This is a genomic window from Paenibacillus mesotrionivorans (assembly GCF_046098205.1).
GTDB lineage: Bacteria > Bacillota > Bacilli > Paenibacillales > NBRC-103111 > Paenibacillus_AR > Paenibacillus_AR mesotrionivorans.
The window spans coordinates 282871-306661 of the sequence record NZ_JBJURJ010000004.1 but is presented as its reverse complement, the minus strand read 5'-3'; the positions used below and the strand labels follow the sequence as shown (position 1 = coordinate 306661).

The window sequence follows — 23791 nt, the reverse complement described above, 5'->3', positions numbered from 1 at the left end:
GGCAGCGCCGCAGCCTCCCGCTAACGGGAATGCGAAGCTTTCCGCAGAAGCGGGTTGATTTTACAACAGGCCAAAACTTATACTTTGCTTACAGAGACTTTCCAACCGGATTTATCGATTTCGGGGTGTTCTACGCCCTGTACCCTGTTCTTTCAGGATAGCGTCTCATGTTTTTCAGACAATTTCAACTAGGGCGTGTCTAAAAACTCGCTTGAGGGCATCTTTCACCGCCTTTTCGCCCCGAGCTATCGTTACTTTCGCTTGACGTACCCTCCGGTGAACTAACGCAAAAGTGCCTTGCCCGGAACGAAAATTCGGTAAAATCTACTCCCCTCGGAGTTTTCAGACACACCCTTAAACGGAGGCACCCATGCTGAATATCGGAGACCTGGCCGCCAGACTCAACCGGCTGGTCATCAATATCCTGTTGATCGGCCATCAAAAAGCCGCCCGCGACTGGCAGCGCCCACTGGTGGTCATGAAGTATCATTCCATCTGGCTGATTGTCAAAGGCAAAGGCACCTTCACCATCAACGGCACTCCGTATCCGGCCGAACCGGGCAAGATTTTTTTCCACCACCCCGGTATGCGCATCGAACGCAGCCATGAGCCGGAGAACCCGCTGGAGTATTATTTCCTGCGGTTCAACTACACGGAGGCTTATTGGGAAAAAGAACAGTGGCTCGCCCGCCCCGCCGAGGAGTGCCCATTCCCCTTAGAGGGCGCTTATACCGTTCATAACACGCCGCAGCTCATCCATCTGATGGAGCAGCTGGACAAGCTTTGGCAGCGCCGGGGCCATATGACCGCCATGCGCCGCGGCATCCACCTTCACGAATTCCTGCTATCGCTGCTCCAGGACTTCCGCGCCCAGCAGCTTGCGGGAGATACCACCGTGGCCATCGACCACACCCAGGACTACATGATCAGCCATTATCAGGAGCAGCTTACCCTGGAGGGTCTGGCCCAAATGGCGGGCTTAAGCGCCAGCCACTATTCCCGCCTGTTCAAAAAATCCGTCGGCTACAGCCCCATCGAATACCTCACCCACCTTCGAATCGACCGGGCCAAGGAATTGCTGGCGCTTTCGGATTACCGGCTCAAGGCCATCGCCCAGAGTGTGGGGTACACCGATGAGTTCTACTTCAGCCGCATTTTCAAAAAAATCGAGGGCATCTCCCCCCGGGACTACGCCAAACGCAACCGCCTGGCCCCGGTGAAACGGAAGGACGAATAACCTTCGTCCCTCCCGCATAACGTCGTCCTCCGGATCTTGCCGCCGCCATCTTACGGACCGCTGTTCTTACGGGCTGCCCCTCTTACGGACCGACGATCCGCTATTCCGCCGGATTTTGCCCTTTCCTGAATCTTACGGACCGAGCAGCCCTTATTTGCCTCCAAAGTGGTGCATTCGGGGATTTCCCAGGCAAATAGCGGCTCCTCGGTCCTTTAAAAACAGGAACAGCCCCTTTTACCCGAAATAGCGGAACCACGGTCCGTTACAGTTTCATCCCACGCTTCCGCCCCCACAGTCCGTTATTGCTCCGTCCTATGTAATGCCCCACACCCGCACACTCACGCCAACAGCACACACTGCCCTCTTGGCGCTGACGCTTGCCCTCGCACTCTCACACTCACGTTCATGTAACTCCTCACCACACCCTCACTCGCCCCACGCCCATCTAGAATCACACTCCCCTACTATCCCGCCTAACAAACAAGCCCCCGGCTTAGCCGGAGGCCATATACATGCGGAAAGCTCTGGTTACTTAAAGTCCAGGGCATTCTCAGTTTTCCCCGGCATCGCCGGTTATCCCGGCGCCCTCATTCCCGCGTCTGCCAATTAACCGTTTAGTCCTGCTCCCACTTGTAGGCGGTAGTTGCAAGCTCCCATTCCTTGGCCAGCTGCAGCTTCTGGTCCGTTACCTCACGCTCGGTCCAGTCCAGCAGCTCCGCCATAATTTCGATGACATCTATGGCGATTTCCTCCGCCCGCTCCCGGTCAAAATAGAGGAGCCCCGTACGCCGGATCAGGAAATCCGCCGCTTGGACGGTCATTTCCTCCTCCACGCAGTAGTGGACCTCCGCCTTCAGCAGCTTGTATTCCAGCGAATGGAAATATCCGTCCCCTTTCTCCGCCTCTGCTTCCTCCAAATCCAGCGATTCGCTCTGGTAGAAGGGTTCCGCCTCTAACCCATCCGAATCATCGGGAGACTCCGCCGACGCCTCGGTATCCGCCGGTCCGGACCAACCGGGTTGTTCCTCTTCGTTCCAGCCGTCCTCCGCAGCAGAGGTGTGATTCCACTCAACATCCCGATCTGTGCCCTGCCAGGCATCAGCTTCGGCTTGCTGATCCCATTCCCCATAGTCCCCGGAATGTCCACGCGCTTCATCGGTTTCCGGCTGAGCCCACTCATTTTGGGCAGCTCCATGATCGGCCACTTCCCGCTCCAACCTGTTCCAGGTGCCGGCCTCATCCGCTCCGCTCCACCAGCCACGGGCATCCTCGTCGGTCCAGGCCGCATTCCGCCCGGGAAGCTCCTCTTCCCCGGTTGCTCCGAGCCTGTGCAGCCCCGGAGCGCCAGCCTCTTCCGGGCGTTGCGGCGCCTCAGCCGCTTTTTCGTAACCGCCGCCCATCTCCGCTTCAGGACCCTTACCCGGCTTAACATCCCGCTCTTCATGCCGCAGATGTCCCGTCAGCTCCTCCAGCTTGCGCCAGGCATCCTCCACCGGGGCGGAGGTTTTGTCCGGCTGAACAGGATCGGCATAAACCTCCCGCTCCCACTGCCCATCAACAGAAGCCCCACCGTTCGTCGCAGCAAAATCCAGCTTTTGCGCTTCCGCAGACTCCACAGCTGCAGGAGGAGCCCCCAGTTCTTCCTCTTCGGCAATCCGCTTCCGCTGGTTCCATTCCCGGATCCACTTGGCCCGCTCCTCTGCATTGGAGGCGGCAGCCGCCTTCTGCTCCCGGCGGTTCCACTCCTCGATCCAAGCCGCCCGTTCCCCGGCGCTCATTTTGCCCTGTTCTGGTGTGGCAGGCTTGCGGGCCATAGCGGAGGCGGAAGGGGATGCCGGAGCAGGCCGTTCCGGTATTTCCTCTCTCCGGAAGCTCTCCGCTCCCGGCCCCGCATCGTTTACCCGGCCTCGTTCCCCTTCCCTCGCAGGAGCAGAGGACGCCCACCGACCGCTGTCCGGTACAGCTGCCGGCGGATAACTCTCCGCCTGTGCCCTCCGCCCGCCGAAGCTCCCGCCGCCGTCCGCTCGTCCGGCATCAGACCGTCTTCCCGGATCTGGCGCAGCGCCGCGTTTGGCAGCGGAAGGCTCCGGCTTCCAGGTGCGGAAGCCTTTGTCCAGCTCCGCCAGCCGCTTATAGATTTTGGTCATGTTGGAGCCGTACCGGTCCAACAGCTCATTCACCGTTTTGGCGTTCAATCCGCGTTTGACGCCATATTCCAAAAGCTGCTCCCGCAGCTCCTCATAGGTTTCACAGCGCCCAGGATCCCCGCCGCTGATGGTTTCCCTGTCCGTGGTGCACGGGGCGAAGGTCTGTCTGGATTCGGAAGCAATGCGGTCCGCAATGGTATCCACGGTTTTTTCCGCCATCTTCCTGAAGCCTGTCAGCTTGCCCCCGGCTATGGTGATCAGCCCCGAGGGGGATTCCCAGATTTCATCCTTCCGGGAAATATCCGACGGGCTTTTACCCTCCTGATGGATCAACGGACGCAGCCCCGCCCACATGGCTTCCACATCATTAACTGTGAGCTTCACCCGGGGAAAAACCGCCGACACCGCCTTCAGCAGGTAATCACGGTCGCTTTCCGTTACCCGGACCAGGCCGGGATCGCCGTTATACACCGTATCGGTGGTGCCGATGTAGGTTTTTTTGCCCCGGGGAATCACAAAAATCATCCGCCCGTCCGGCGCATCAAAATAGGCCGCCTGCTTCACCGGGAGCTTGCTTTGGCTGACCACCAGATGGATGCCTTTGGTCAGGAGCAGGGTTTTGCCCCGGATGGCATGGTCCTTGGCCCGCACCAGATCCACCCACGGCCCTGCCGCATTCACGACCTTCTTGGCCCGGATATCTACCTCCAGCCCGGTAAGCCGGTCAACGGCTCTCACTCCGCATACCTTGGACTTGTAATACAGGAAATCCGCCGCCTGCATGTAGTTAACTACCACAGCCCCGTGTTTGTTGGCCGTTTTTAGCACCTCAACCGTAAGCCGGGCGTCGTCGGAACGGTATTCATAATACAGCCCGGCCCCCTTCAGGCCCTCGCCATTAAGCAGCGGCTCCTGCTTGGCGGCTCTGCCCGCACGGAGCATTACCCGGCGCTCGCTCTTCAAAACACCTGCCAGCCGGTCGTACACCGCAAGGCCGACAGACGCACTCCAATACCCGAAGGTGCCTCCTTTATAAAGGGGAAGCAGCATGGGCGCAGGCGTCAGCAGATGGGGAGCGCTTCCGTACAGCCACTCCCGCTCCCGTCCCACCTCCTTGACCAGGCGGATTTCTCCCTTCTTCAAATACCGGAGGCCGCCGTGAATCAGCTTGGTGGAACGGCTGCTGGTCCCCGATGCAAAATCTCCTTGTTCGATCAGCACTGCTTTTAAGCCCCTTTTGGCTGCGTCCCATGCAATTCCTGCTCCGGTAATTCCCCCTCCGATGATCACCAGATCGAAGGTGCCCGCCTCCAGATCATGGATAAGCGCCCGGCGGGAACTTGCCGATAATGCCCGATTCATGCTGCTCTCCTCACTTTCTGTACCTCTATGCCCCGTCTGCCGAACAGACGTTAATTGGTTGGTTTGGTTGCCTTGCTCCGCCGCTTTGGCGTATATTGGAAATGGGAAGCAAACAGGCTTACCCACTATATGTTCAAATGAAAGGAGGCATCCGCAACATGGATCTATTCCGTAAAACGTCAGCGGGTTTCCTGTTGCCCGCCGCTTTGGCGGTAATGCTCGCAGCCTGCGGAACCTCCGGCGGCAAAACCGCACAGCCGGTAGTGGACGAAAATTCCACAGACCCTAATGTCCAAGCTGCTGTTGAGCTTTATAAGAAAAACTGCCTGGTTTGCCACGGCCCGCAGCTGGAGGGCAAGATGGCCAACACCAAAATGGACAAGGTAGGGGCAACACTCACCCCGGATGAGATCAAAAACAAGATCCTGCACGGCGGCAACGGCATGATCGCCTACAAGGACCGCCTCAGCGAGGACGAAATCAAGCTCTTAACAGACTGGCTGGCGTCGAAAAAATAAACGTCCCGCCCTTCTGCTTACATACCGTCGGCTGTCTCCGCCACGGCATATGCGGCTGCATAATCCCGCGTGTGGGTGATGCTCAGATGGAGCTTGAGATCATCGGACCCATATCCCAGGCGCTCCAGTGCACCCGGTGACAGGTTCACCACCGGTTTTCCTGATGGATCCGGGAGAACTTCTATGTCGTGGAGCCCCACCGTTGCGCCAATACCGGTGCCCAAAGCCTTCACAACCGCTTCCTTGGCGGCGAACCGCCCGGCCACAAACTCCGCGGCCCTGTTTTTCCGCTCCGAAACAAGCATCTGCTCCCCGGCTGTCAGCACACGGCTGACAAACCTGTCTCCGGATTGGCCTTCCATAAATGATTGGACCCGGCTGATTTCCACCAAGTCCATGCCGATGCCCCTGATCAAACCGCTGCCTCCGTTCGTTTTGCAAGGATGTGTTACAAAAACGGCATTATTTTACCAGTTTACATCATCCGCGGACACATACCAAGACCACATGCATATTTTTTGCGCATCGGGGGGACTGGCCCCATTTCTGCGCCTTCACTCCATCTTATATAGATCGCAGCCAAAATACAAAATAATACCCCAAAGCGGAAAAACGCCTGGGTAATTTTGCGTCGAACAGTGCATTTTGGCGTGAGAGAGAAATGGTTGAGTCTTGCTGCAAGCGGCTCCTCCTCTCCCCCATTGGACGTAAGCGCCATAAAATGTATCCTATTCGGTTATTTGCCCCCGATTCTCGCAAATAGCGATCATAAAATGTATCCTATCCCCTCCATTCTGCCGATTTTCCAGATCTTGAGCGCTTTTAGCATCCATTTTATGTATGATAATTGCCGGTTTTCCCGGATTTTTATGCCAATAGCATACATTTGTTGTACGCTATCATTTTCCCGGGAGTGCTGCAGCCAGGCTAGGCTCTCGATAGATACACACCCTGATATGCGCAAAAAAAGCCCGCCGTTCCCAGTTTTGCCGGATACAGCGGGCTTTTTGTTCCATTCTTTTGCGAAAAGGTCTGTTCCATTGGGGGGATTGTTTATTGCGTGGTGCCTCCACCGCCGGTATTGCCGCTTTCATGTGCTGCAAAAGCAAGCGACGCAAGAGCAATCCCGCTCAAAGCGTCATTGTCATCGTCCTCTTCATTGGCAGGGTCATGCATAATTTCCCCCGCCTCCCCTTCCGTCAAATGACGGGTATTGCCGATATACTTGGGCTCGAGTTTCCGGATTTCTTCTTTATCCATCACTGGCTCCCTCCCTTCCTTGGGAATAGCTTTCCCTAAAGGGGCAGGAAGATGCGTGGGCTCCAGGTCAGATTCCCGGCGGAAGTGACCGCAGCTTTTCCGTGCGGCGGTACTGCTCCTCCAGCTTATCGCGGGTGGCTTCGGGAAGTGTGCCGCCCTCCAGATACAAGCTGAAGTCCTCCAGACTCACAACTGAAAGGGAGAATTCCGCCGTCCCGTGCTTTAACACACCGGCGGCTTTCCCCGGGATGCCAAGAGCCGCAGCCAATTGGCGGATCTGATTGCCTGTCAGGGAAGCCAACGGTCTGACGTCAGTGCCAGCCCAGGCTTCTGCTGCCGATGTTCCGGCTGCCGACTTGGAGGCATGGTCATGGCTTACCACCAGCAGGTTCAGCTCTCCTGCCAATGCCCCCTGCATAATTCTGCGCGTCCGGGCCTTAACCCGCTCCTTGCCGCCCCGTCCCAAATGCTGGTGGATGCCCATGGACTTGAGGCCAAACTCGGATTCCAGGGCGATCTCGTTCACCGCATCCTCCGTATTGGTTTCGATCACATGCTTGAGACCAAGGGCACCGGCCAAGGCATAACATGCCTCCAGCTCCGGTTCTTCGCCATATGGCTGCAGCACACCCACGGTCATATAAGTCCTGCCCGATTCCTCCGTCAGAGAGTCCGCGGCACGTTTGCACAAGGCTGCCGCTACCGCACTGTCCGCTTCGTCGGTGATGGCAACCAGCAGGCCGCGGGCTCCCGCCTGTTTCATATGATGTTTCAGGAAAGCCACTCGCTTCCCGATTTCCTCTTCCGGATCAATCACCGGCTTCACCCCAAACCGGGCAATGATCTCCTCCTGCAGGCTCATGGTCCATCCACCCTTCTACTGGAAATTGGTGAGATTCCGTTACGGGATTAGTTACAGAATTTCACATCCGTTCTTTTCCCCGCCAGTCAGGTCATATAACTTCACTTCAAAAATCTGTCTGCTTCTAGTATAGACCTCCTACCGGGGATTTCAAGAGCGGGACGAATGATAAGAATTTGAAATTATTATATTACACATGTATAATATTATTCAACAAGTATAATATGAAATGCGACCAAGGAGAATGTCATATGTCCTTACAGTTTGCCCTTTTGGGAGTATTAAGCTATCAATCCATGACCGGATACGAAATGAAAAAGCTGTTTGACCAGTCCATCGGCAACTTTTGGCCCGCTCAATTAAGCCAAATCTACAGGGAGCTTGCTGCATTGGAGAAAAAAGAATGGGTCTTATCCGTCATCGAGCCGCAGCAGGACCGGCCTGACAAAAAAATCTACAGCATCACCAGTGAAGGAAAAAATGCGTTTCAGGCATGGCTGCAGGATTTTCCGGAATGGCTGTCAAAGGAAACCCGGGATGAATTTCTGGTCCGGATCTTTTTTGGGGCGGAAATCGGCAGGGACGGGATGCTGGAGCAAATGAAGCGGTATTGGGCCCAAAAGAAGCACGAGAGGGAAACTCACATTGCCGCCATCGGAGACGGCATCCGGAAAGCTTCGGAAACAGCAGCTTCCGGTACAAATCCCATCTATTGGCGGTTTATTGAAAAAAGGGCGCGTATGTCCAATGAGGCTTTAATCCTGTGGGCGGAGGAATGCATCCGCGAGCTTGAAGAAATGGAGGGGGACGGGCATGAAAATCAATGACCGGGTGTATGTGCTTAATTCTACCAAAGGCGCTTATGTGTATTTGATCATGGGCAAAGAAGTGATGCTCATTGATACCGGCTTCCCGTGGCAGAGAAAGGCTATTCTGAAGGAATTGGCGGGGATGGGCGTTCAACCCGGAGATATCAGGCATATTCTCTTGACCCATCATGATCTTGATCATATCGGCAATGCCGCCGCATTGCAGGAGCTGTCCGGGGCGCAGCTATGGGCTTCGGCGGATGATATCCCGTATATTACAGGCGCTGTCCATCGGCCAAGCTTCAAGAAATATCTGCCGTATCTCATCCCTGTCAAAAAGCCGGGTCAGGTCGCCGCATACGGGGAGCGGTTCGGCGAGGTGACGGTTATCCCCACTCCCGGTCATACGCCGGGGCATGTCTGTCTGCTCTACGGGAACATCCTGTTTGCCGGCGATTTGGTCAAAAACCGTAAGGGCAGCTTAATCCCTTACCCATCCGGCTGGAACTGGGACGACCGCCTCCTGCAGGACTCCGTCAAGCGCATTTCCCAATCGACTTATGACTGGGTTTGTCCCGCCCACGGCAGTCCTGTGGAAGGCGGCCAATTTCCGGTTCATTAACGGTTATTGCTCCCGCCGTCTATGCCTTATTGATGAATTGTCTTCATACAAGGTAGTGGACAGATACCCTTCGCCGGAATCCGGCAGCAGCACCACAATGGTTTTCCGGCATTTTGGGGTCTTGCCGCCACCCGTGCTGCCGCTGAGGCTGCTGCGCCGGAGGAAATGCCCGCAAGCAGCCCCTCTTTTTTGGCAAGAAGCTTCCGCCTCTCCACGCTGAAGGTTTCCGGGAGGGTAATAATCAGCCGGTAGCCTTTGGCCGCAGCGACAAAAGCCAGGGCTATTCCCGTATTTCGGCTAGTGGGTTCAATGATGACAGAGTCCTTGTTGATCAAACCCTGCTCCTCTGCCGCGGTTATCATGGCATAACCGATTCTGTCCTTGATGCTGTCCGCAACAAAAAAAACCGTCCCGGAACCCCGGAACGGATTGATGCTTTCAGGCACTTGTCTTTATCAGTATTGGTTTAGCAGTATTGGTCAAAAGCGTCCTTCAGATCGGCGGCGATTTCGCCGGCGGTGCGGTCCTCGATCCGGTGGCGTTCAATCAGCTGCACCAGCTTGCCGTCCTTCAGGATGGCAATGGACGGGGAGGATGGCGGATAAGGCGCGAAATATTCCCGGGCCTTTGCTGTCGCTTCCTTGTCCTGTCCGGCAAACACAGTGTACAGCCGGTCAGGCAGCTTGCTGTGCTGCAGGGCCTGGGCCACCGCAGGACGGGCATTGCCCGCCGCGCAGCCGCAGACGGAATTGACCACCACAATCGCCGTTCCCTTTGCATTATCCAAAGCCTCTGTCACTTCCTCCGGGGTGCGCAGCTCCTTCACGCCCAGCCGTGTCAGCTCCTCGCGCATGGGTTGAACCACATCGCGCATATACGCATCAAATGTCATTGACATGTATGTTTCCTCCTTAAGCTTAATTTTCTTTTGAGAATTAATCTTAAGTAGTATTATCACATGCCGGACCTCTTCGCGCAACTGGATTGACCCTTTTTACCGGCAGGCAAAAAGCGGATGGGCGGCTGGCGGCATACCCCGGAGTCCCTGCTTTATTCGGCAGGAGCATTGGGTCCGTCGATCATTTTATCCTCCGCCGTTTTGTTCCGGTTCGGCTTGAAGTTTTTCAGGGAGTCCTTGGTTTTTTCCATCTTGGAGGTTCCTTTGTTGGCCATCTTCGTCATCTCCTTTCCGGTTATCGGATCGGCGCCTTCGCAGCTGCCGGCGTTAGTATGCGCTATGGCCGGAGGGACTATGACGGGCAGGCTCCCTCTTAATGGCAGCTTCGCATCCGGAAAGGTGGCCCTCCGGCTTGACTTACTGCGGCGGATTAGGCACCATAAGCATATATATCAGGACGATAATGGAGGCCTTTTTCCCATGTTATATGATGTGATTGTGATCGGAGGCGGCCCCTCCGGCCTGATGGCCGCTATTGCCTCTGCAAGCCGCGGGGCCAGGACCCTGCTGTTGGATAAAGGGGACAAGCTGGGGCGCAAGCTGGGAATTTCCGGCGGCGGGCGCTGCAATGTGACCAATGCCAAGGATCTGGATGAGCTGATCCGGCATATCCCCGGCAACGGCCGGTTTTTGTACAGCGCCTTGGCTGCCTTCGGCAACCGGGAGATCATGGCGTTTTTTGAGGAGATGGGGATCCGCCTGAAGGAAGAGGACAATGGCCGGATGTTCCCCGTGACGGATAAAGCCAAAACCGTGGTTAACGCCCTGGTAGACCGGGTCAGAGCGCTCCAGGTAGACATACGCGCGAACCAGCCGGTAGCAGAGGTGCTGTATGAGGAAGGCCGGACGGCGGGGGTGAAGCTCCGCACCGGCGAAATCATCGGAAGCGGCGCAGTCATTGTGGCGGTTGGCGGCAAGTCCGTTCCCCATACGGGCTCAACGGGAGACGGCTATGCCTGGGCGGAGACGGCGGGCCACACCATTACCGAGCTTTTCCCCACAGAGGTGCCTTTGGTCAGCCGGGATGCTTTTATCCAAAGCAAGGAGCTGCAGGCGATATCCCTGCGGGATATCGCCGTATCGGTGTGGACCCCGAAGGGCAAAACAGCGGCGGTTCACCGGGGCGATGTGATTTTTACCCACTTCGGTCTCTCCGGACCCGCTGCGTTACGATGCAGCCAATTTGTGTATAAGGTGAGGAAGCAATTTGATCTCCCCTCCGTCCGTCTCACCCTGGACTTGTTTCCGGAGGAATCCGCCGAGGCCTTGTACGGGCGGCTCACCGGGCTAACCCAGGAGGAGCCCAAGAAGGCGCTGAAGAATGTGCTCAAGCGTATCCTGCCGGAGCGGATGATCCCGATACTGCTGGCCAAGTCCGGCTTGCGGGAGGAGGTCACCGGGGACAATCTGCCCAAGCAGCCTGTCCAGACTCTGGCCCAGGTGCTGAAGGCCTTCCCGCTGCAAATTTCCGGCACTCTGTCCTTGGAGGAGGCCTTCGTCACCGGTGGGGGAGTAAACCTGAAGGAGGTCCATCCGGCTACAATGGAGTCCAAGCTGATGCCGGGGCTGTTCTTCTGCGGGGAGGTCCTGGACATCCACGGCTACACCGGCGGCTACAACATTACCGCTGCCTTCAGCACCGGCCACGCGGCAGGTACCGGAGCGGCGGCAATGGCATTACAATGAACGACCCGGATGATAAGGCATACACCGCAAAAACAAGGGCTCCTCCACTAGTGGGAATCTTCACTAGGGAGCAGCCCTCTTTTGCTTAGCGATCCTTTATTCCTCCGCTGATAGCTCTGCTAACCATAAATCAAATCCGTCGCGTTCTGTCTCTGCAGCTATGCATCATTTCTGCGGAAGAACCAAACTTCTGTTCCGTTCCCTTCTACTTCCAGATGACAGGGAAAGGTACTATCCGTAACCTCCAGTATGCGTCCTGTGGCCAGATCAATCAGTTGGCCTGAGGTTGCCGCTAGCAAGGAGGCTTTTGCACTTGTTTGCCCCGTGTTGATCAAGATAACAACCGCTCCCTGGGGATGGGCTAACCGGCGGAGGCGGAGATTGCTGCTCCCGTTATCTAAGCGGATTAAATCCTGTCTGTTCAGCGATGATTCTATCAGTCCGCCAAAGAATGCAAGCAAGCGCTCATCCGGGTTGGCAAAATAGGACTGGAAAAAGATGGTGCCCACTCTGATCAGCCTCCCAGTTCCTAACGCTCGCAAAGATACCGCCGGCCTCCCGTCCTCAAACCAGGCTGCAGGCAAGCTCTCCTCTTCCAATGCCAGCAGCAAGCGATAGAACCATCCCGGACATGTTGTTCCGCTGTCGTCTGTCATAAGCAGACCGCTGTCGTCCGTCTCGATATCCTGCACTGCGGCACCGAACAAGGCAGCTACCCTCCGCAGCGATTCACGATCGATGTTCCCGGCCGCATCCTTCATGCCGCAAAGTCCGTCTGCTATGATCACTCCTCCGCCCTTGGCAAATAACTCGAGCCGCACCAAATCCGCTTGCCCCAACACAATTGTATTTGGAAGCAGCACAGCCTGCACCGAATCAGGAATCGGCTCCCGAACAAAACGCTCCTCATTGCGGAATATGACAGGGATGGACAGATCCGAGCACATCAGCCATGCTCCAGCGATAGCGTCCATGTACATATTTTTGTTCCGGGGGCATGCAGGTTCCGTTCCCTGCCCCTCTGCTTCCCCCAGCGCACAGGATGCCTCGGAATATACAATCAGCACCTGTGGCGGTTCAGGGGTGGACAGCTCCAGCAGTCCGCCATGGCGCTTCAGAAGCTCAGCCGTCTCCCGCGCCGCTTCAAGTCTGGGTGAAGGTTGCTCCAACTGGTTCAAAAGCGACCATTCGCCCCCCTCGTACCCGCCGCTGCGGGAATTAAAGCACCAAAATACAACTGCTCTGGCGCCGGAGCCCAATCCTTCCCAGATCCACTGCCTGACCACGTCACCCGACGGGGTATAAGGATGGCTGGATGAATACAGCGTCGTTCCTCCCTGCAGTTCCGTCACCCAAAACAGTCCTGCGGGATGCAGGGTAGCGCTTTTCATCAGGTCGGCGAAAAAAGCGACCGACTGCCCCCATCTGCGTCCCGGAAAGCGCAGCGAATGCCACATGGGATGGGCTGAGCAGCCGAGAAAATCAGCCAGTTCAGCCTCTCTCCAGATAGACTGTCCCTTATGCTGCAGCTCCCGCTGCAAGTTATGGGGATTGATATGAACAGGGTGCCGGGTGTCCAGTCTGCGAATCCGGTCCCGGATAAATGCCAGATGCAGGCACAGATTATGCACCGAGAAGCGGCTCCTCACCATCTGCTCGGCAAAGGAACGGAAGGGCAATTGCCCTTCCTGCCCCCTGCCGCAGCCGGCCTTCGCCAGCTCCGTGAAGCTTCTGAACTGCCGGTAGCTGACAGCGTTGAAGGCAGTGATGCTGCCCAAGGCCTCCTCCAAATAACGCACATAGGCTTGCTCTCCATGCGGTCCTTGCCCAATCACTCGGGTAGGCTCATTCCACAGAATCCATGAATCCATGGCAGGATGATCCCTGTACCTTTTGACCACCTGATCAATATAATTCGCTGAGCTTGCTTCAAACGACGGATCATCCAGATCCGCCAGCTCCTGCATGCTGTCCGTCAGATGCATCCAGCCAGGCGGGCTGCCTGACATCAGGGTGGGGACCACTGCAAGCCCGCATTCCAGCGCCTGATCAAAGCAGGCATCATAATTGGCAAATTCCCATTTGTCCTTCTCCGGCTCCAGTTGCTCCCAAACCATGAACAACCGGATTACAAGAAGACCGTTCTCCCCCATCTGACATACCCAGCGCCGCACTTGCTCCGGTGTGTCTTCCTTATTGATAAACAACTGACTGCCAATCCGTATAGTCTCTCTGGTCTCCATCTGCTATCCCTCCGCAATTCCGTTCCATTCTGGCTTGAATGTGTCTACTCTACAAGCGTTGTTACACTTTGCGCCGGGAAGCTGCGGGTTAGGGTTCCGTTCACAACAGTCTGCTGACCCAAGGCAGCCATATCCTCGTAAGCGCTGGTCCGGTACACATTCACGGACGGGGCTGTCAGGCCGTATACTGGAGATTGAATAGCCTGCATGGAATCATTGATGACCACAACCGCTGCCTTTCCTGTAACAGAGTCCTTCGCCGCCGTTACGATCAGCCCCTTATAGCCGCTTTCCGCTTGAACCTTCACATAGCCGGGACGGATGAACCTGCTGAACTGTCCCATGGTAAACAACCGCTTATTATAGCTGTATGTGCCGTCTGTTCTCAGCTGCACCAGTGACTCTCCGCTGGTCCCGTTGTTGGGGGAGACGAACCACCAGCGCAGCCAGCCATGATAACCTAATGACAACGCATCGGCGATTTGTTTGGCGTTATCCACCCCGTCACTGATATTGGCTACATTAGAGGTCGTATACGAAACCTCGGATTGGAACAATGGCTTTCCGAAGCCAGCCAGATTGTTGGTATTGCCTCCATAAAAGTGAGTGGGAATAAAGTCCAGCTTCGCTTTGGTCTGTTCACTCATGTTGCTCAAATATTCGTGGGTAGTTAAGCGCGTATTCCCTTCCGGCGCTCCTACCATTACAGGCAGCCCTGCGTTATGAACCGCATCAGCCACCTTGCCTGCGACAATATCCATTTCCTCATGGGTATAGGCCGCAGAAGCGTAAGGCACAATGGTGTTCGGCTCATTCTGGACACTGAGCCAGCGGATATCAAATCCGTGCACATTGCGGTACCGTTCCACCCAGGTTTTCAAATAGTTGGCATAAGCGTCATAATACTGGGGAAGGAGATGGCCGCCGTTAACCTCGGACTGGTTATCCTTCATCCAGGCGGGGGCGCTCCAGGGAACCGCATAGAAGCGGATATCTTCTCCATGTTGAATAGCTTCATTGGAGAACCAGATCTGATGCTGGTCCGTATCCCAATCCCAGACACCCTCAGCCGGATGTGCCGTTGCCTGCAAGGCGTTGGCTGGAACCGGATCCGTCTTGAGGAAGGGATTGATCTCCAGTCGTACGATGCTCAAGCCTGCACTGTTGCCCGATGTTCCGAACAGCTTGTCAAGAATGCCCTCCTTAGCCGTCTGGTTGGGGGAATTCTTCAGATCATTAACAGGATTGTTGGCAGATGCGCCGAATCCCCATATTTCCTGCTGCGTTTGGGCCTTTTGAATATAGATGTGGTTGGACTTCATATACACGATTTCCGCGGCCGCATCCCAGCTTACTGTTGCCCCAAGCGCTTCGGCCAGACTGACGGGCACCAGCAGGAAACCTCCTTCCATTACAGCCTCTGCCTCCAAGGCAATCGGCTGTCCGTTGAGCCATGCTTGCGAACTGCCTGCCGAGACTGTCAGTGTCGAACCGCCCAGGACAATGGAGGCCGTCCCGGTCTGCGAATTCGAGCTTACAGCCGCATGCAGCGCAGTGAACAGCTCTGCTGCAGGAGCCATCACAACCCCGTTGCGCAGTTCTGGTCCGGCGGCATCGAAAGGGACCCGTTTCCCATCTAGATATAGGCTGAGCTCCACTCCATCGTTGGGCAAGGTGGCATCCACCAACCGGATCGTCCCCCAGCGGGACGCATCCTTGTAGGAATTATTGGTGGGGTCCCGCCATTTGGCGATAGATTCCCGCTTGCCTGTTCCCGGATCGTCATTAACCTGAAGCTCCAGGCCCATGATCACATTCGGCGCTGCGGAGACATATTGCACCGGAATCGCTGCCTCCACCAGATAGCCGTAATTCGTAGCCGCAGTGGCGGATGCAAAGCTGGATAGCGCCTGCCCGCCAAGCGTCCGCCGATTCTCCCAGCTGATGCGGTACTGGGCATCGTCCGAGTCCAATATTTTTGTTTTTGCGTGATTTTCATCCAGGAATATTTCTATAGCATCCTGCTCGTAAGCCAGAGGATTTACCGCGCTCCTGACCGGATCGTATACGGCGGCCAGCACATAAACAGCCGATTCATCCCACAGAAGCCGGGCCTTGGCCGTTGCACCCGAGGTGCCTTTGCTGAAGATATCCGTACTGATTTCAGTCGCCATCTGCCAGATGGCATCGGACTGCCCGTCAATCACAGGAGTCCCCTTATAGACCGCCGTCGGGACACTGGGAGCTGGCTCGGCCGGCTCCTCGTATTCACTGATCATAATCTCGTCAATATTCACGGCAGATACCACATTTCTGTGCGAGTCCGCGTAGACCTGCTCCACGGCAATTCCCAATACAGGCGCCGTTCCCACCGTATAGATCATCTTCAGCTCGGCCCAACCCTGATCTGTGGCTAGGTAGCTTTCCGCGGCCTTCGTATATTCCTGGGGAACAGTGCTGTCGATTACGGACAGAAAAAACATCCCCGCCTTGTTCACACTTGCACTGTTGACTCTGACCCTGGCGGAAATGGTATAAATTTGGCCGGGAGCCAAATCCAGTCCGTCAAAAGCATTCATGATTTTCAGCCGGTAATACATGCTCTGCCGGTCTGCCAATTTGACACTTTTTCCCGATGAAGCGCTTCCAAAATACAAGGTGCTATCCAGGGTGATTTGGGATTGTCCCCCTCCTGCAGCCAGGTTCGCCTCCGCCACACTGGCCGCGTTGTCAAAGGACAGCCTAACGGAAGCGGCGGCCTTGGCGGGAAATGCGGGGATTGCGCTTGAAAATAGCAGTAAAGCAACAAACAGAAAGAGATAGCGTTTCATCCGGTTCATCATATCCACTTCCCTCATAAATAGATTTTTACCTATTGCTTTGATCCCTGAACTCCTGGGGTGTCATTCCCCAAAGCTTCTTAAAGACACGGCTGAAGGACGGGGCAAACTCATAGCCCACCGCAGAAGAAATCTCATGGATTTTCAACTCGCTTGCGGCAAGCAATTCCTTGGCCTTGACCATTCGGACCTGGATAATATAATCGGACAAGCTGTTGCCGGTAAGGCGGACATACAGCCTTGACAGATAAAACGGATGAAGATGCACAAGTGACGCCAGCCTTGTCAATGACAGATCATCGCAGAGATGCTGGTTAATATGGTCGTGCAGCCGTTCAATCAGATGGTCCTGGCTGCGGTTCAGCTCTCTCTCCTGCAACCGGAAGAGTTGCCCGGCTACATAGGCAAGATATTGGATCGCCTCCTTCCAGGAAGCATGCAGTTTCAGATCGGTGAGCTTATCCAGGCTAATACCGGCGGGTGCTAATACAGCCGGGTCCCTCCTGTTGATGCAGGAGAGGAGCAGCACTGACAGAGAACAGAAAAATTCCAGCCGCAATGTGGCGGGTGCCTCCTCCATAGTCTGGGCCAACTCGTGGAATTGGGCCAGGAACGGCGCTTCTTCTCTCCGCTCCAGATAAGACTCCAACAGCCCCAGTCCCTTCATCTTATACCTGAAGCGCTGTTCGTAAGCGGGTGTCGGATTTGCCGGATCGGGATTGCTGACTCCGGCCTTCGGCGCGTATAGCCCCCGTTCATCGATCAAAACCATCTCTGCCCCGCTGCCGTCTTCACTGCTGAGTATGAACTTAAGGGAGTCTGCTTTTTCTCCTACCCCGGACCAGGAGCAGGATTCGCTTGCAGCAGCGGCTGACACAGAAAGCTTCAGAAACCGGCTGCAGGCGGTTTGAATTGCCTCAAGCATCCCCCAGGCATAAGCCCGCAGCATACCCCAGGTATGGGCAGGATGGATTTCACCTTCGGGCTCCTGCAGCTTGTTCTCCACCAGATTAGCAGTGTCTCCCGGCTCTATCCCTGCCCCCTGCTTCCTCCAGTCTCCCGGCTGCAAAAACCACACCAGGCTGTTGTAATCCCAATTGGCCTGGGCGAACCGCACCTCTGGTCCCAACAGCTCCTGTGCGATATTGGCAATGGCGTACAGCAGAAGCGACTTATCCGACCAGGTCACATCCTCCTGCCAGCGGTCCACCTTGCCCACGATTACAAGTACCGGTTCCTCCCCCCTGAAGGGAATATCCAGTGCTGCAAATTGGAGGTCAATGGCTGCCAGACTGTCCGGAGGCTCCCTTAACAGATGCAGCCAGTATTCCTGCTGCAGCAGGGGGACAGCCTCCTTGAGCCTGTAGCGGGCCTGGCTCAGGGCGCGACTGTGGTCCATCTGGGTCTCGATCTCCCCGATGGCCTTGTTCACCGCTGCAAGAACCCTATCATCCTCCTCCAATTTCAGAATGAAATCCACCACGCCACCGGTACGCAGAGAGTCCTGAATATAGCTGAAATCATCATAGCCGGTAAGAAAAATAACCTTGCAGGCCGGCCAACGCTTCCTGATTTCCCTGTGCAGCGCAAGTCCGCCCATTCCAGGCATACGGACATCGGAGATAACAATATCTGCTTTGGAACGGTCGAGTAAAGTGATGGCGTCCTCCACCGAATAAGCCTTGCATACATCCAGCCTGCCGCTGTACGCATCTGCCAGCATCTCCTCCAGGCTGTCCACTACATATGGCTCGTCATCCACGACCAGAATCCGGTACATCATGTTCCCCCTTTTTCCATTCATCTACAGGTATCAGCAATCTCACACTGACGCCGCCCCATTCATTCCTGTATATCTCCATGCCACTGTCAGGTCCGAACTTCATACGGAGTCTACGGTGTACATTCATCGTGCCCGTGATCTCCAATAAGGGCTCTCTGTGGTCCAGACGCTTATTCCATGCCTCCAAAGCAGCCGCCTCGGGAGCTGTCCCGTTATCGTGGACGGACAGAACAAGAACTCCTTGTCTGAGTTCCATTTCCACTTCAAGCCTCCCCTCCTGGCCCTTATGCTCCAGCCCATAGTGAAAGGCGTTCTCGATCAGCGGCTGCAATATCAGCTTGGGCACCTGTATGTGTCCGCAGCCTGGAGGAATTTCTCCAAAGCTCATCTTGATCCGGTTGCCAAAGCGGAAGGCCTGAATATCCATGTAGTTGCGCGCATGCTCCACCTCCAGCAGCAAGGGCACCTCATCTCCGGCATTGCGAGAGATAAAGCGGAAGTAATCACCCAGAAGGCGTGCCAGCTTGCGGACACTGTCCAAGTCCTCTACCTTGGCCATGCGGTAAATAATATAGAAGGTGTTGTACAAAAAGTGGGGATGAATATTGGATTGGAGCTGCTTGAGCTCCGCCTTTTGAGTATGGAGTTTCTGCTCATACAGCTCGTCAATGGCTGCCTTCAGCTTGCGGACCATGGTATTGAACTGGGTGTACAGGGTATGAAACTCATCCTTGGCCCGGTGGAAAATCTCCATCTCCAGATTACCGTTCTCCATCTGCCTGAATACCTTCATGAGGCGGACCAGCGGGCGGTGAATATAGCGGAATATCCAGAGGGCAAAGATAACCACCACGACAATGGACACCAGGAGCAGCACCCAGAACATCTGCCGGTATGTCTGCAACGGCCCGAATATTTCCCGCTCCGGCATGGCAATCATGAGGCGTGTTCCCAGAAGAGGGGAGGAGGCTTGAGCAATGAGGAAATCACCCCTGGTTAGCCGCAGCGATTCCACGGAAGTGGTATACATCTCGCGCTCCACTCTTCCGCTCCCGTTGGCATACTGCTGCAGTTCCTCCGCAAGTTCCGGAGCTGTTGAGCTTGTCAGCACCCAACTGTCGTTCTGCAGCAATACAGCCCCATTGTTCGGCTCCAGAATATGCTCCAATTCCTCCTTCACCTCGCTGCTAGACAGTTCAATCTCCAGAATATACAGGGGATTGCGGCTCTGGCCGGCATCATAAACCCGGTCGGGGTAGACACTCCGCAAAAACAGACGGTTCGACCAGATAATTAGGGGACCCGACGACTGGGAGGCGGACAGCTTCAGGAAATCGAATTTCTCCTCCTCCAGAGGAAGCACGTAGCCTTGCGTCGTGATGGTCTTGCCCATAGTTGACAAATGGACACTGACACTTTGCACATAAGGGCTGGAAGACTTCAGCAGCAGCAAATTATCATACAGGGCGTTGATCGCCTGGGATTTCTGGAAGTCGCTCAGAATGGAAGAGGAAACACTTAGATCGAGCAGGTTCTTGTCATTGACATATTGCTGCTGGAGCTGCACCATACGTTCAATCTCCCGTTCCAAGGAACGGTTGAAATACTGGACCCGGGCTTGCACCGACCCTGCTATCTCCCTGCGCACATTATTCTCTCCCTTTTGATTGACGAGCAGGCCCGCTGTATAAAGCGGAAGGAGAAGAAGCAAAAACATCATGATGATTTTCGGAAAAATCGACAGGCTCAGCTTCTGGATATGTGCCTTAAACAAGGTTGGCTCCCTCCCGGGGCAATAGATACAACCATTCTATCCTTTCACGCTTCCCAGCACCATCCCCTTTATGAAAAAGCGTTGCAGAAACGGATAAACCAGCAGAATCGGCAGCGAACCCAGAAATACTTGAGCCGCAATAGAGGTCCGGTCCGTCACCTCCTGAAGCTCCGGCAGATTCTGCAGAGTCGTGTCCCGGTCTATCACTACAGACCGGAGATAGGTCTGCAGGGGCATATGCTCCGGCCGGTTCATGTAGATGAAGCCGTCAAACCAGGCATTCCAATGGTTGACCGTGGAAAACAGCGTGATAGTGGCCAGTGACGGGAGGGACAAAGGAACGAAGATCCGCCATAGGGTGGTCCAATGTCCCGCTCCGTCCATGAATGCGGCCTCCTCCAACTCTCGGGGAATTCCCCGGAAGAAGTTCAGCAGCAGGATCACCAGAAAGATAGGGACCGCACCGGGCAATACCAGTGCCCAGATCGTATCCAGCAGACCTGTAGCCTTGATGGTCAGGAAGGTGGGGATCAGACCCCCGCTAAACAGCATCGTGAAAACAAAGATCCAGGTATACAAGGTCCTGGCCCGGAAAACAGTGATTTCTTTGGACAGCGGATAGGCAATAATAACAGCCAGGAAAATATTCAGGGTCACTCCTAGTCCAATTCTCTGTACAGAAACCCCGAAAGCCCGGAAAAATTCAGGCTTGTTCATGACATACTCGTAAGAGCTTAAGGTAAACTGGACTGGCCAGAATTTGATCAAGCCTGCCGTTGCAGGCGCACTGCCGCTGAAAGATACCGCCAGAATATGGATGATCGGCATCATACACAGTAATGACAGTAAGGCAAGCAGGCCGTAAGCACCTGCGAGAAACAGCTTACGGGATAAAGAAATGCGTTCAACCATATAGCTATCTTCCCCCTTCGATTAGAAAATCCGGTAGTTGGCAAACCTGTACGCCAGGTAATAGGAGGAGGAGATGAACAGGAAGGACACCGCCGACTTGAACAATCCAATGGCGGTAGCCACGCCGTATTGCGCCTCCTGAATGCCGATCCGGTAAACGAAGGTGTCGATGATATCACCACTTTGATATACAGCAGGATTATACAGGTTGAATACCTGCTCGAAGCCGGCATTCAATACCTGTCCCATGGCCAAGGTCACCATCAGAATGATAATGGGGGCCATACCGGGCAGTGTCACATGCCAGGTTTGACGGAGACGGGAGGCGCCGTCCAGAGCAGCGGCTTCATATAGGGACGGGTCAATGTTGGTAAGTGCCGCCAGATAAACGATGGTAGCGAAGCCGAACTCCTTCCACTCATTCGTAATGACCAGCACGTACCGGAACCAGTCATTGTCTCCCAAAAAAAACACTGGCTCCATTCCTACACCCTGCAGCACCTGATTGACAATGCCGTGGGAGGGAGACAGCACATCAATAAGAATGCCCCCCAGGATAACCCAGGAGAGGAAGTGAGGCAGGTAAACCAGGGTCTGCACCGTCCGCTTGAACCAGACCACACGGATCTCATTCAACAGGAGGGAGACGGCAATCGGGACCAGCAGTCCCACGACTATTTTCATGAAAGCAATGATTACCGTGTTCCACAGCACTTGGATAAAGTTGGGCAGCTGGAACACATATCTGAAGTTGCCCCAGCCGATCCAATCGGAGCCGAATACCCCTTTGGCTGCCTGGAACTTCTCGAAGGCAATCACGATCCCACCCATAGGTGTATATTGATAGATGAGCAGAATGATCAGCCCGGGCAGCAGCATAAGATGCAGAGGCAATGTGGAATTCCTGGTTTTGGCATGCATGGCGCACTCCTTTCCATTTTCTGATATACACCCGGGCTTAAGTGATTGCCGCTGTGCGGAGCCTGCCCGCCGCTCCCGGGTGTACATCCGGTTTCTCTTTATTTTTTCGTATTTTTATACCATTCGTTAACTTCCTTGATAATTTGTTCTCCACCTAATTTTTTCCAGTCACTGACGAATTTCTCGAATTCGTCCGGCGCATCATCTCCCATGATGATCTTGGTGAAGACGGTGCTCTGCAACGTATCCAGCGATGCCTTCTTCTCGATGATGCTGGCTGTGGGCGCCCCATAGAAAAGGGATCTGCTGTACAGCTTGTTGTCGTAATAGTACTGATTGATGGAGAACGCTCCCCCTTCCCCATACAGCTTGTTCACACTCCACATTTTGGGGGCTTCGCCCTTCAAGAAGCTCTGGATGTTGTTGTAATCCGTAAGCTGATCGCCTACCAGCCTGGAGGAATCCTTTGATTTCAGCGCCTCTCTGATCGCCTTGTACTTCTCCAGATTGCGGGTAGCAGGAATGAAGCTGCCCAGATCGGTATACAGGTGATAGTTGTTAGCGGAGAAGAAATACGGGTCATCCTTGGTCTGAATATTCTTGTACCTCTCCACAACCTTGTTGGCCAGCAGAATCAGCGCTGCGGGATGCTGGGACTTGCCGCTGACTACGAAATAACCCGCTGCATCGGCGGTTATTTGCGCCTTGACCGGCTGGCTGTCCACCGATAAAAGCGGATACGGCTTCCAATCCACCTTGGGGTCAAGATCATATCCGGCCTGATAGGTAGTGGTAGGGGAAGAGAAGGTGGCAAAGTTGATTCCGTTTTTGCCTGCGGACAGATCCTGAATAGCTTTTGTCCGGTCTTTAACGGCGAATTCCTTATCAATCTGGCCCGCCTTAAACATTTCCTTCAGCTTCAGCAGAGCCGCTTTCATCTCCGGTTGGATGGAGCTGTAAACTAGATTGCCTGTGCTGTCCTCTATCCATTGATCATAGTAAGCATGGAAGCCATTGACAAAGCCCATCAGGCTGGCGTTGTTGGTGTTGAAGGATTTGTACAAAGAAATGCCGTAGGTATCGGCTTTACCGTTGCCGTCCGGATCTTTGGCAGTGAAGGCTTTGGAAATGGCATACAGGTCCGACATGGTCTTAGGCTCAGGCAGGTTCAGCGCCTTCAGCCAATCTGCGCGGATCCATACCAGTTGGGCCTGATCCACGGAAGCGGCCGGCAAAGGCAGAGCCATCAGTTTGCCATTGATGGTGGCCATCTTCAAGGCGTTGCCCGCCTCATTCATAATTTTCTTCAGATCGGCAGAGGCGTATTTGTCATACACATCCGTCAGATCGGCAATCAGCTTGTTCTCGGCAAGTTGGCCGAATTGGCTGTCATTCACCTGCATGAAGTCAGGCAGGGCGTTGGAGGCGATGGTTACATTCACCTTGGTCTTGTAATCTGTTCCTTCGGGGGTGGTCCAGGCGTACTTCAGCTTGATACCCAATTCCTTTTCGAACAGATCGGTCCATACGTTCTTGTCGTTGGTCTGGCCATCGACAAATTTGGCGGCGTTGTACATTTGCTTGGCGGTAGTCACTTCAATCGGCGGATTGAAGGAGTTGGCGGGAAGATTGGCCTGACTCTGCTTTGGTGCTTCCGTTACCGCCGGATTCTGGTTGGCGGCTGTGTTTCCTTCCTCCTTGCTACTGCAGCCTGCGGCAAGCGATAAGGTGAGGCAGCCGGCCAATGCCGCTGCCACTGTTTTGTTGAATACAACGCTCATGCTCTTCCCCCCGGGTGGTCAATAATGTGCTTCTGGCCCTATTATAGTGCCGCAGGCGGGAGCTAGGCTACGAGCA

At 55.0% G+C, this 23791-nt stretch carries 18 protein-coding genes and 1 pseudogene; 5 read left to right on the top strand and 14 right to left on the bottom strand.

The annotated features are described in order from the left end of the window. Nucleotides 1–370: 370 nt before the first annotated feature. Complete coding sequence (locus tag ACI1P1_RS07940) at nucleotides 371–1237, top strand: AraC family transcriptional regulator (RefSeq protein ID WP_416215830.1); 867 nt, start codon at nucleotides 371–373, stop codon at nucleotides 1235–1237. 614 nt (nucleotides 1238–1851) lie between these two features. Here the strand turns inward: ACI1P1_RS07940 and ACI1P1_RS07935 are convergent. Further along, complete coding sequence (locus ACI1P1_RS07935) at nucleotides 1852–4746, bottom strand: FAD-dependent oxidoreductase (protein WP_416215829.1); 2895 nt, start codon at nucleotides 4744–4746, stop codon at nucleotides 1852–1854. A gap of 158 nt (nucleotides 4747–4904) precedes the next feature. On the opposite strand from ACI1P1_RS07935, the gene ACI1P1_RS07930 reads away from it, so the two are divergent. After that, nucleotides 4905–5264 (top strand): c-type cytochrome, encoded by a 360-nt coding sequence (locus ACI1P1_RS07930; protein WP_416215828.1) that lies wholly within the window; start codon nucleotides 4905–4907, stop codon nucleotides 5262–5264. 17 nt (nucleotides 5265–5281) lie between these two features. On the opposite strand, the gene acpS is transcribed toward ACI1P1_RS07930, so the two are convergent. From acpS to ACI1P1_RS07915, 3 genes are all read right to left on the bottom strand, one after another. After that, nucleotides 5282–5680: a holo-ACP synthase gene (gene acpS / locus ACI1P1_RS07925; RefSeq protein WP_416215827.1), complete on the bottom strand. Its 399-nt coding sequence runs from the start codon at nucleotides 5678–5680 to the stop codon at nucleotides 5282–5284. Between the two features lie 637 nt (nucleotides 5681–6317). Beyond that, entirely contained in the window at nucleotides 6318–6524 is a 207-nt protein-coding gene (locus ACI1P1_RS07920; RefSeq protein WP_416215826.1) for a hypothetical protein, read from the bottom strand. Between the two features lie 67 nt (nucleotides 6525–6591). Beyond that, nucleotides 6592–7386, bottom strand: a complete 795-nt coding sequence (locus tag ACI1P1_RS07915; RefSeq protein ID WP_416215825.1) for an adenine nucleotide alpha hydrolase family protein — start codon at nucleotides 7384–7386, stop codon at nucleotides 6592–6594. Nucleotides 7387–7637: 251 nt separating this feature from the next. Between ACI1P1_RS07915 and ACI1P1_RS07910 the strand changes: the two genes are divergently transcribed. Together ACI1P1_RS07910 and ACI1P1_RS07905 are read left to right on the top strand one after the other, a co-directional pair. Continuing rightward, complete coding sequence (locus ACI1P1_RS07910) at nucleotides 7638–8213, top strand: PadR family transcriptional regulator (protein ID WP_416215824.1); 576 nt, start codon at nucleotides 7638–7640, stop codon at nucleotides 8211–8213. Beyond that, nucleotides 8200–8817 (top strand): MBL fold metallo-hydrolase, encoded by a 618-nt coding sequence (locus ACI1P1_RS07905; protein WP_416215823.1) that lies wholly within the window; start codon nucleotides 8200–8202, stop codon nucleotides 8815–8817. The genes ACI1P1_RS07910 and ACI1P1_RS07905 overlap by 14 nt, the downstream gene beginning before the upstream one ends. 194 nt (nucleotides 8818–9011) lie before the next feature. Here the strand turns inward: ACI1P1_RS07905 and ACI1P1_RS07900 are convergent. The 3 genes and pseudogenes from ACI1P1_RS07900 to ACI1P1_RS07890 all read right to left on the bottom strand — a co-directional run. Further along, a pseudogene (locus ACI1P1_RS07900) lies at nucleotides 9012–9221 on the bottom strand (pyridoxal-phosphate dependent enzyme); the annotation flags it as partial. A gap of 62 nt (nucleotides 9222–9283) precedes the next feature. Beyond that, nucleotides 9284–9715 (bottom strand): BrxA/BrxB family bacilliredoxin, encoded by a 432-nt coding sequence (locus tag ACI1P1_RS07895; RefSeq protein ID WP_416215822.1) that lies wholly within the window; start codon nucleotides 9713–9715, stop codon nucleotides 9284–9286. 152 nt (nucleotides 9716–9867) lie between these two features. Then, nucleotides 9868–9990, bottom strand: a complete 123-nt coding sequence (locus ACI1P1_RS07890; protein ID WP_416215821.1) for a hypothetical protein — start codon at nucleotides 9988–9990, stop codon at nucleotides 9868–9870. A gap of 205 nt (nucleotides 9991–10195) precedes the next feature. On the opposite strand from ACI1P1_RS07890, the gene ACI1P1_RS07885 reads away from it, so the two are divergent. Further along, nucleotides 10196–11461, top strand: a complete 1266-nt coding sequence (locus ACI1P1_RS07885; protein ID WP_416215820.1) for a BaiN/RdsA family NAD(P)/FAD-dependent oxidoreductase — start codon at nucleotides 10196–10198, stop codon at nucleotides 11459–11461. Nucleotides 11462–11619: 158 nt separating this feature from the next. On the opposite strand, the gene ACI1P1_RS07880 is transcribed toward ACI1P1_RS07885, so the two are convergent. The 7 genes from ACI1P1_RS07880 to ACI1P1_RS07850 all read right to left on the bottom strand — a co-directional run bounded on the left by ACI1P1_RS07880 (nucleotide 11620) and on the right by ACI1P1_RS07850 (nucleotide 23715). Next, nucleotides 11620–13704, bottom strand: coding sequence for a beta-galactosidase (locus tag ACI1P1_RS07880; protein ID WP_416215819.1), 2085 nt, complete (start codon nucleotides 13702–13704; stop codon nucleotides 11620–11622). Nucleotides 13705–13748: 44 nt separating this feature from the next. Then, complete coding sequence (locus tag ACI1P1_RS07875; RefSeq protein ID WP_416215818.1) at nucleotides 13749–16547, bottom strand: sugar-binding protein; 2799 nt, start codon at nucleotides 16545–16547, stop codon at nucleotides 13749–13751. Between the two features lie 25 nt (nucleotides 16548–16572). Continuing rightward, on the bottom strand, nucleotides 16573–18327 hold the full coding sequence (locus ACI1P1_RS07870; RefSeq protein WP_416215817.1) for a response regulator transcription factor: 1755 nt from the start codon (nucleotides 18325–18327) through the stop codon (nucleotides 16573–16575). Then, nucleotides 18299–20101 (bottom strand): sensor histidine kinase, encoded by a 1803-nt coding sequence (locus ACI1P1_RS07865; RefSeq protein ID WP_416215816.1) that lies wholly within the window; start codon nucleotides 20099–20101, stop codon nucleotides 18299–18301. Before ACI1P1_RS07865 ends, ACI1P1_RS07870 begins: the two co-directional genes overlap by 29 nt. 36 nt (nucleotides 20102–20137) lie before the next feature. After that, a complete protein-coding gene (locus tag ACI1P1_RS07860; protein WP_416215815.1) occupies nucleotides 20138–21013 on the bottom strand; it encodes a carbohydrate ABC transporter permease in 876 nt (291 codons plus the stop codon). Between the two features lie 21 nt (nucleotides 21014–21034). Next, entirely contained in the window at nucleotides 21035–21934 is a 900-nt protein-coding gene (locus ACI1P1_RS07855; RefSeq protein WP_416215814.1) for an ABC transporter permease, read from the bottom strand. A 98-nt stretch (nucleotides 21935–22032) separates the two neighbouring features. Continuing rightward, the gene (locus tag ACI1P1_RS07850; RefSeq protein ID WP_416215813.1) at nucleotides 22033–23715 is read right to left on the bottom strand and encodes an extracellular solute-binding protein; all 1683 of its coding nucleotides are present in this window, start codon (nucleotides 23713–23715) and stop codon (nucleotides 22033–22035) included. Nucleotides 23716–23791: the final 76 nt, after the last annotated feature.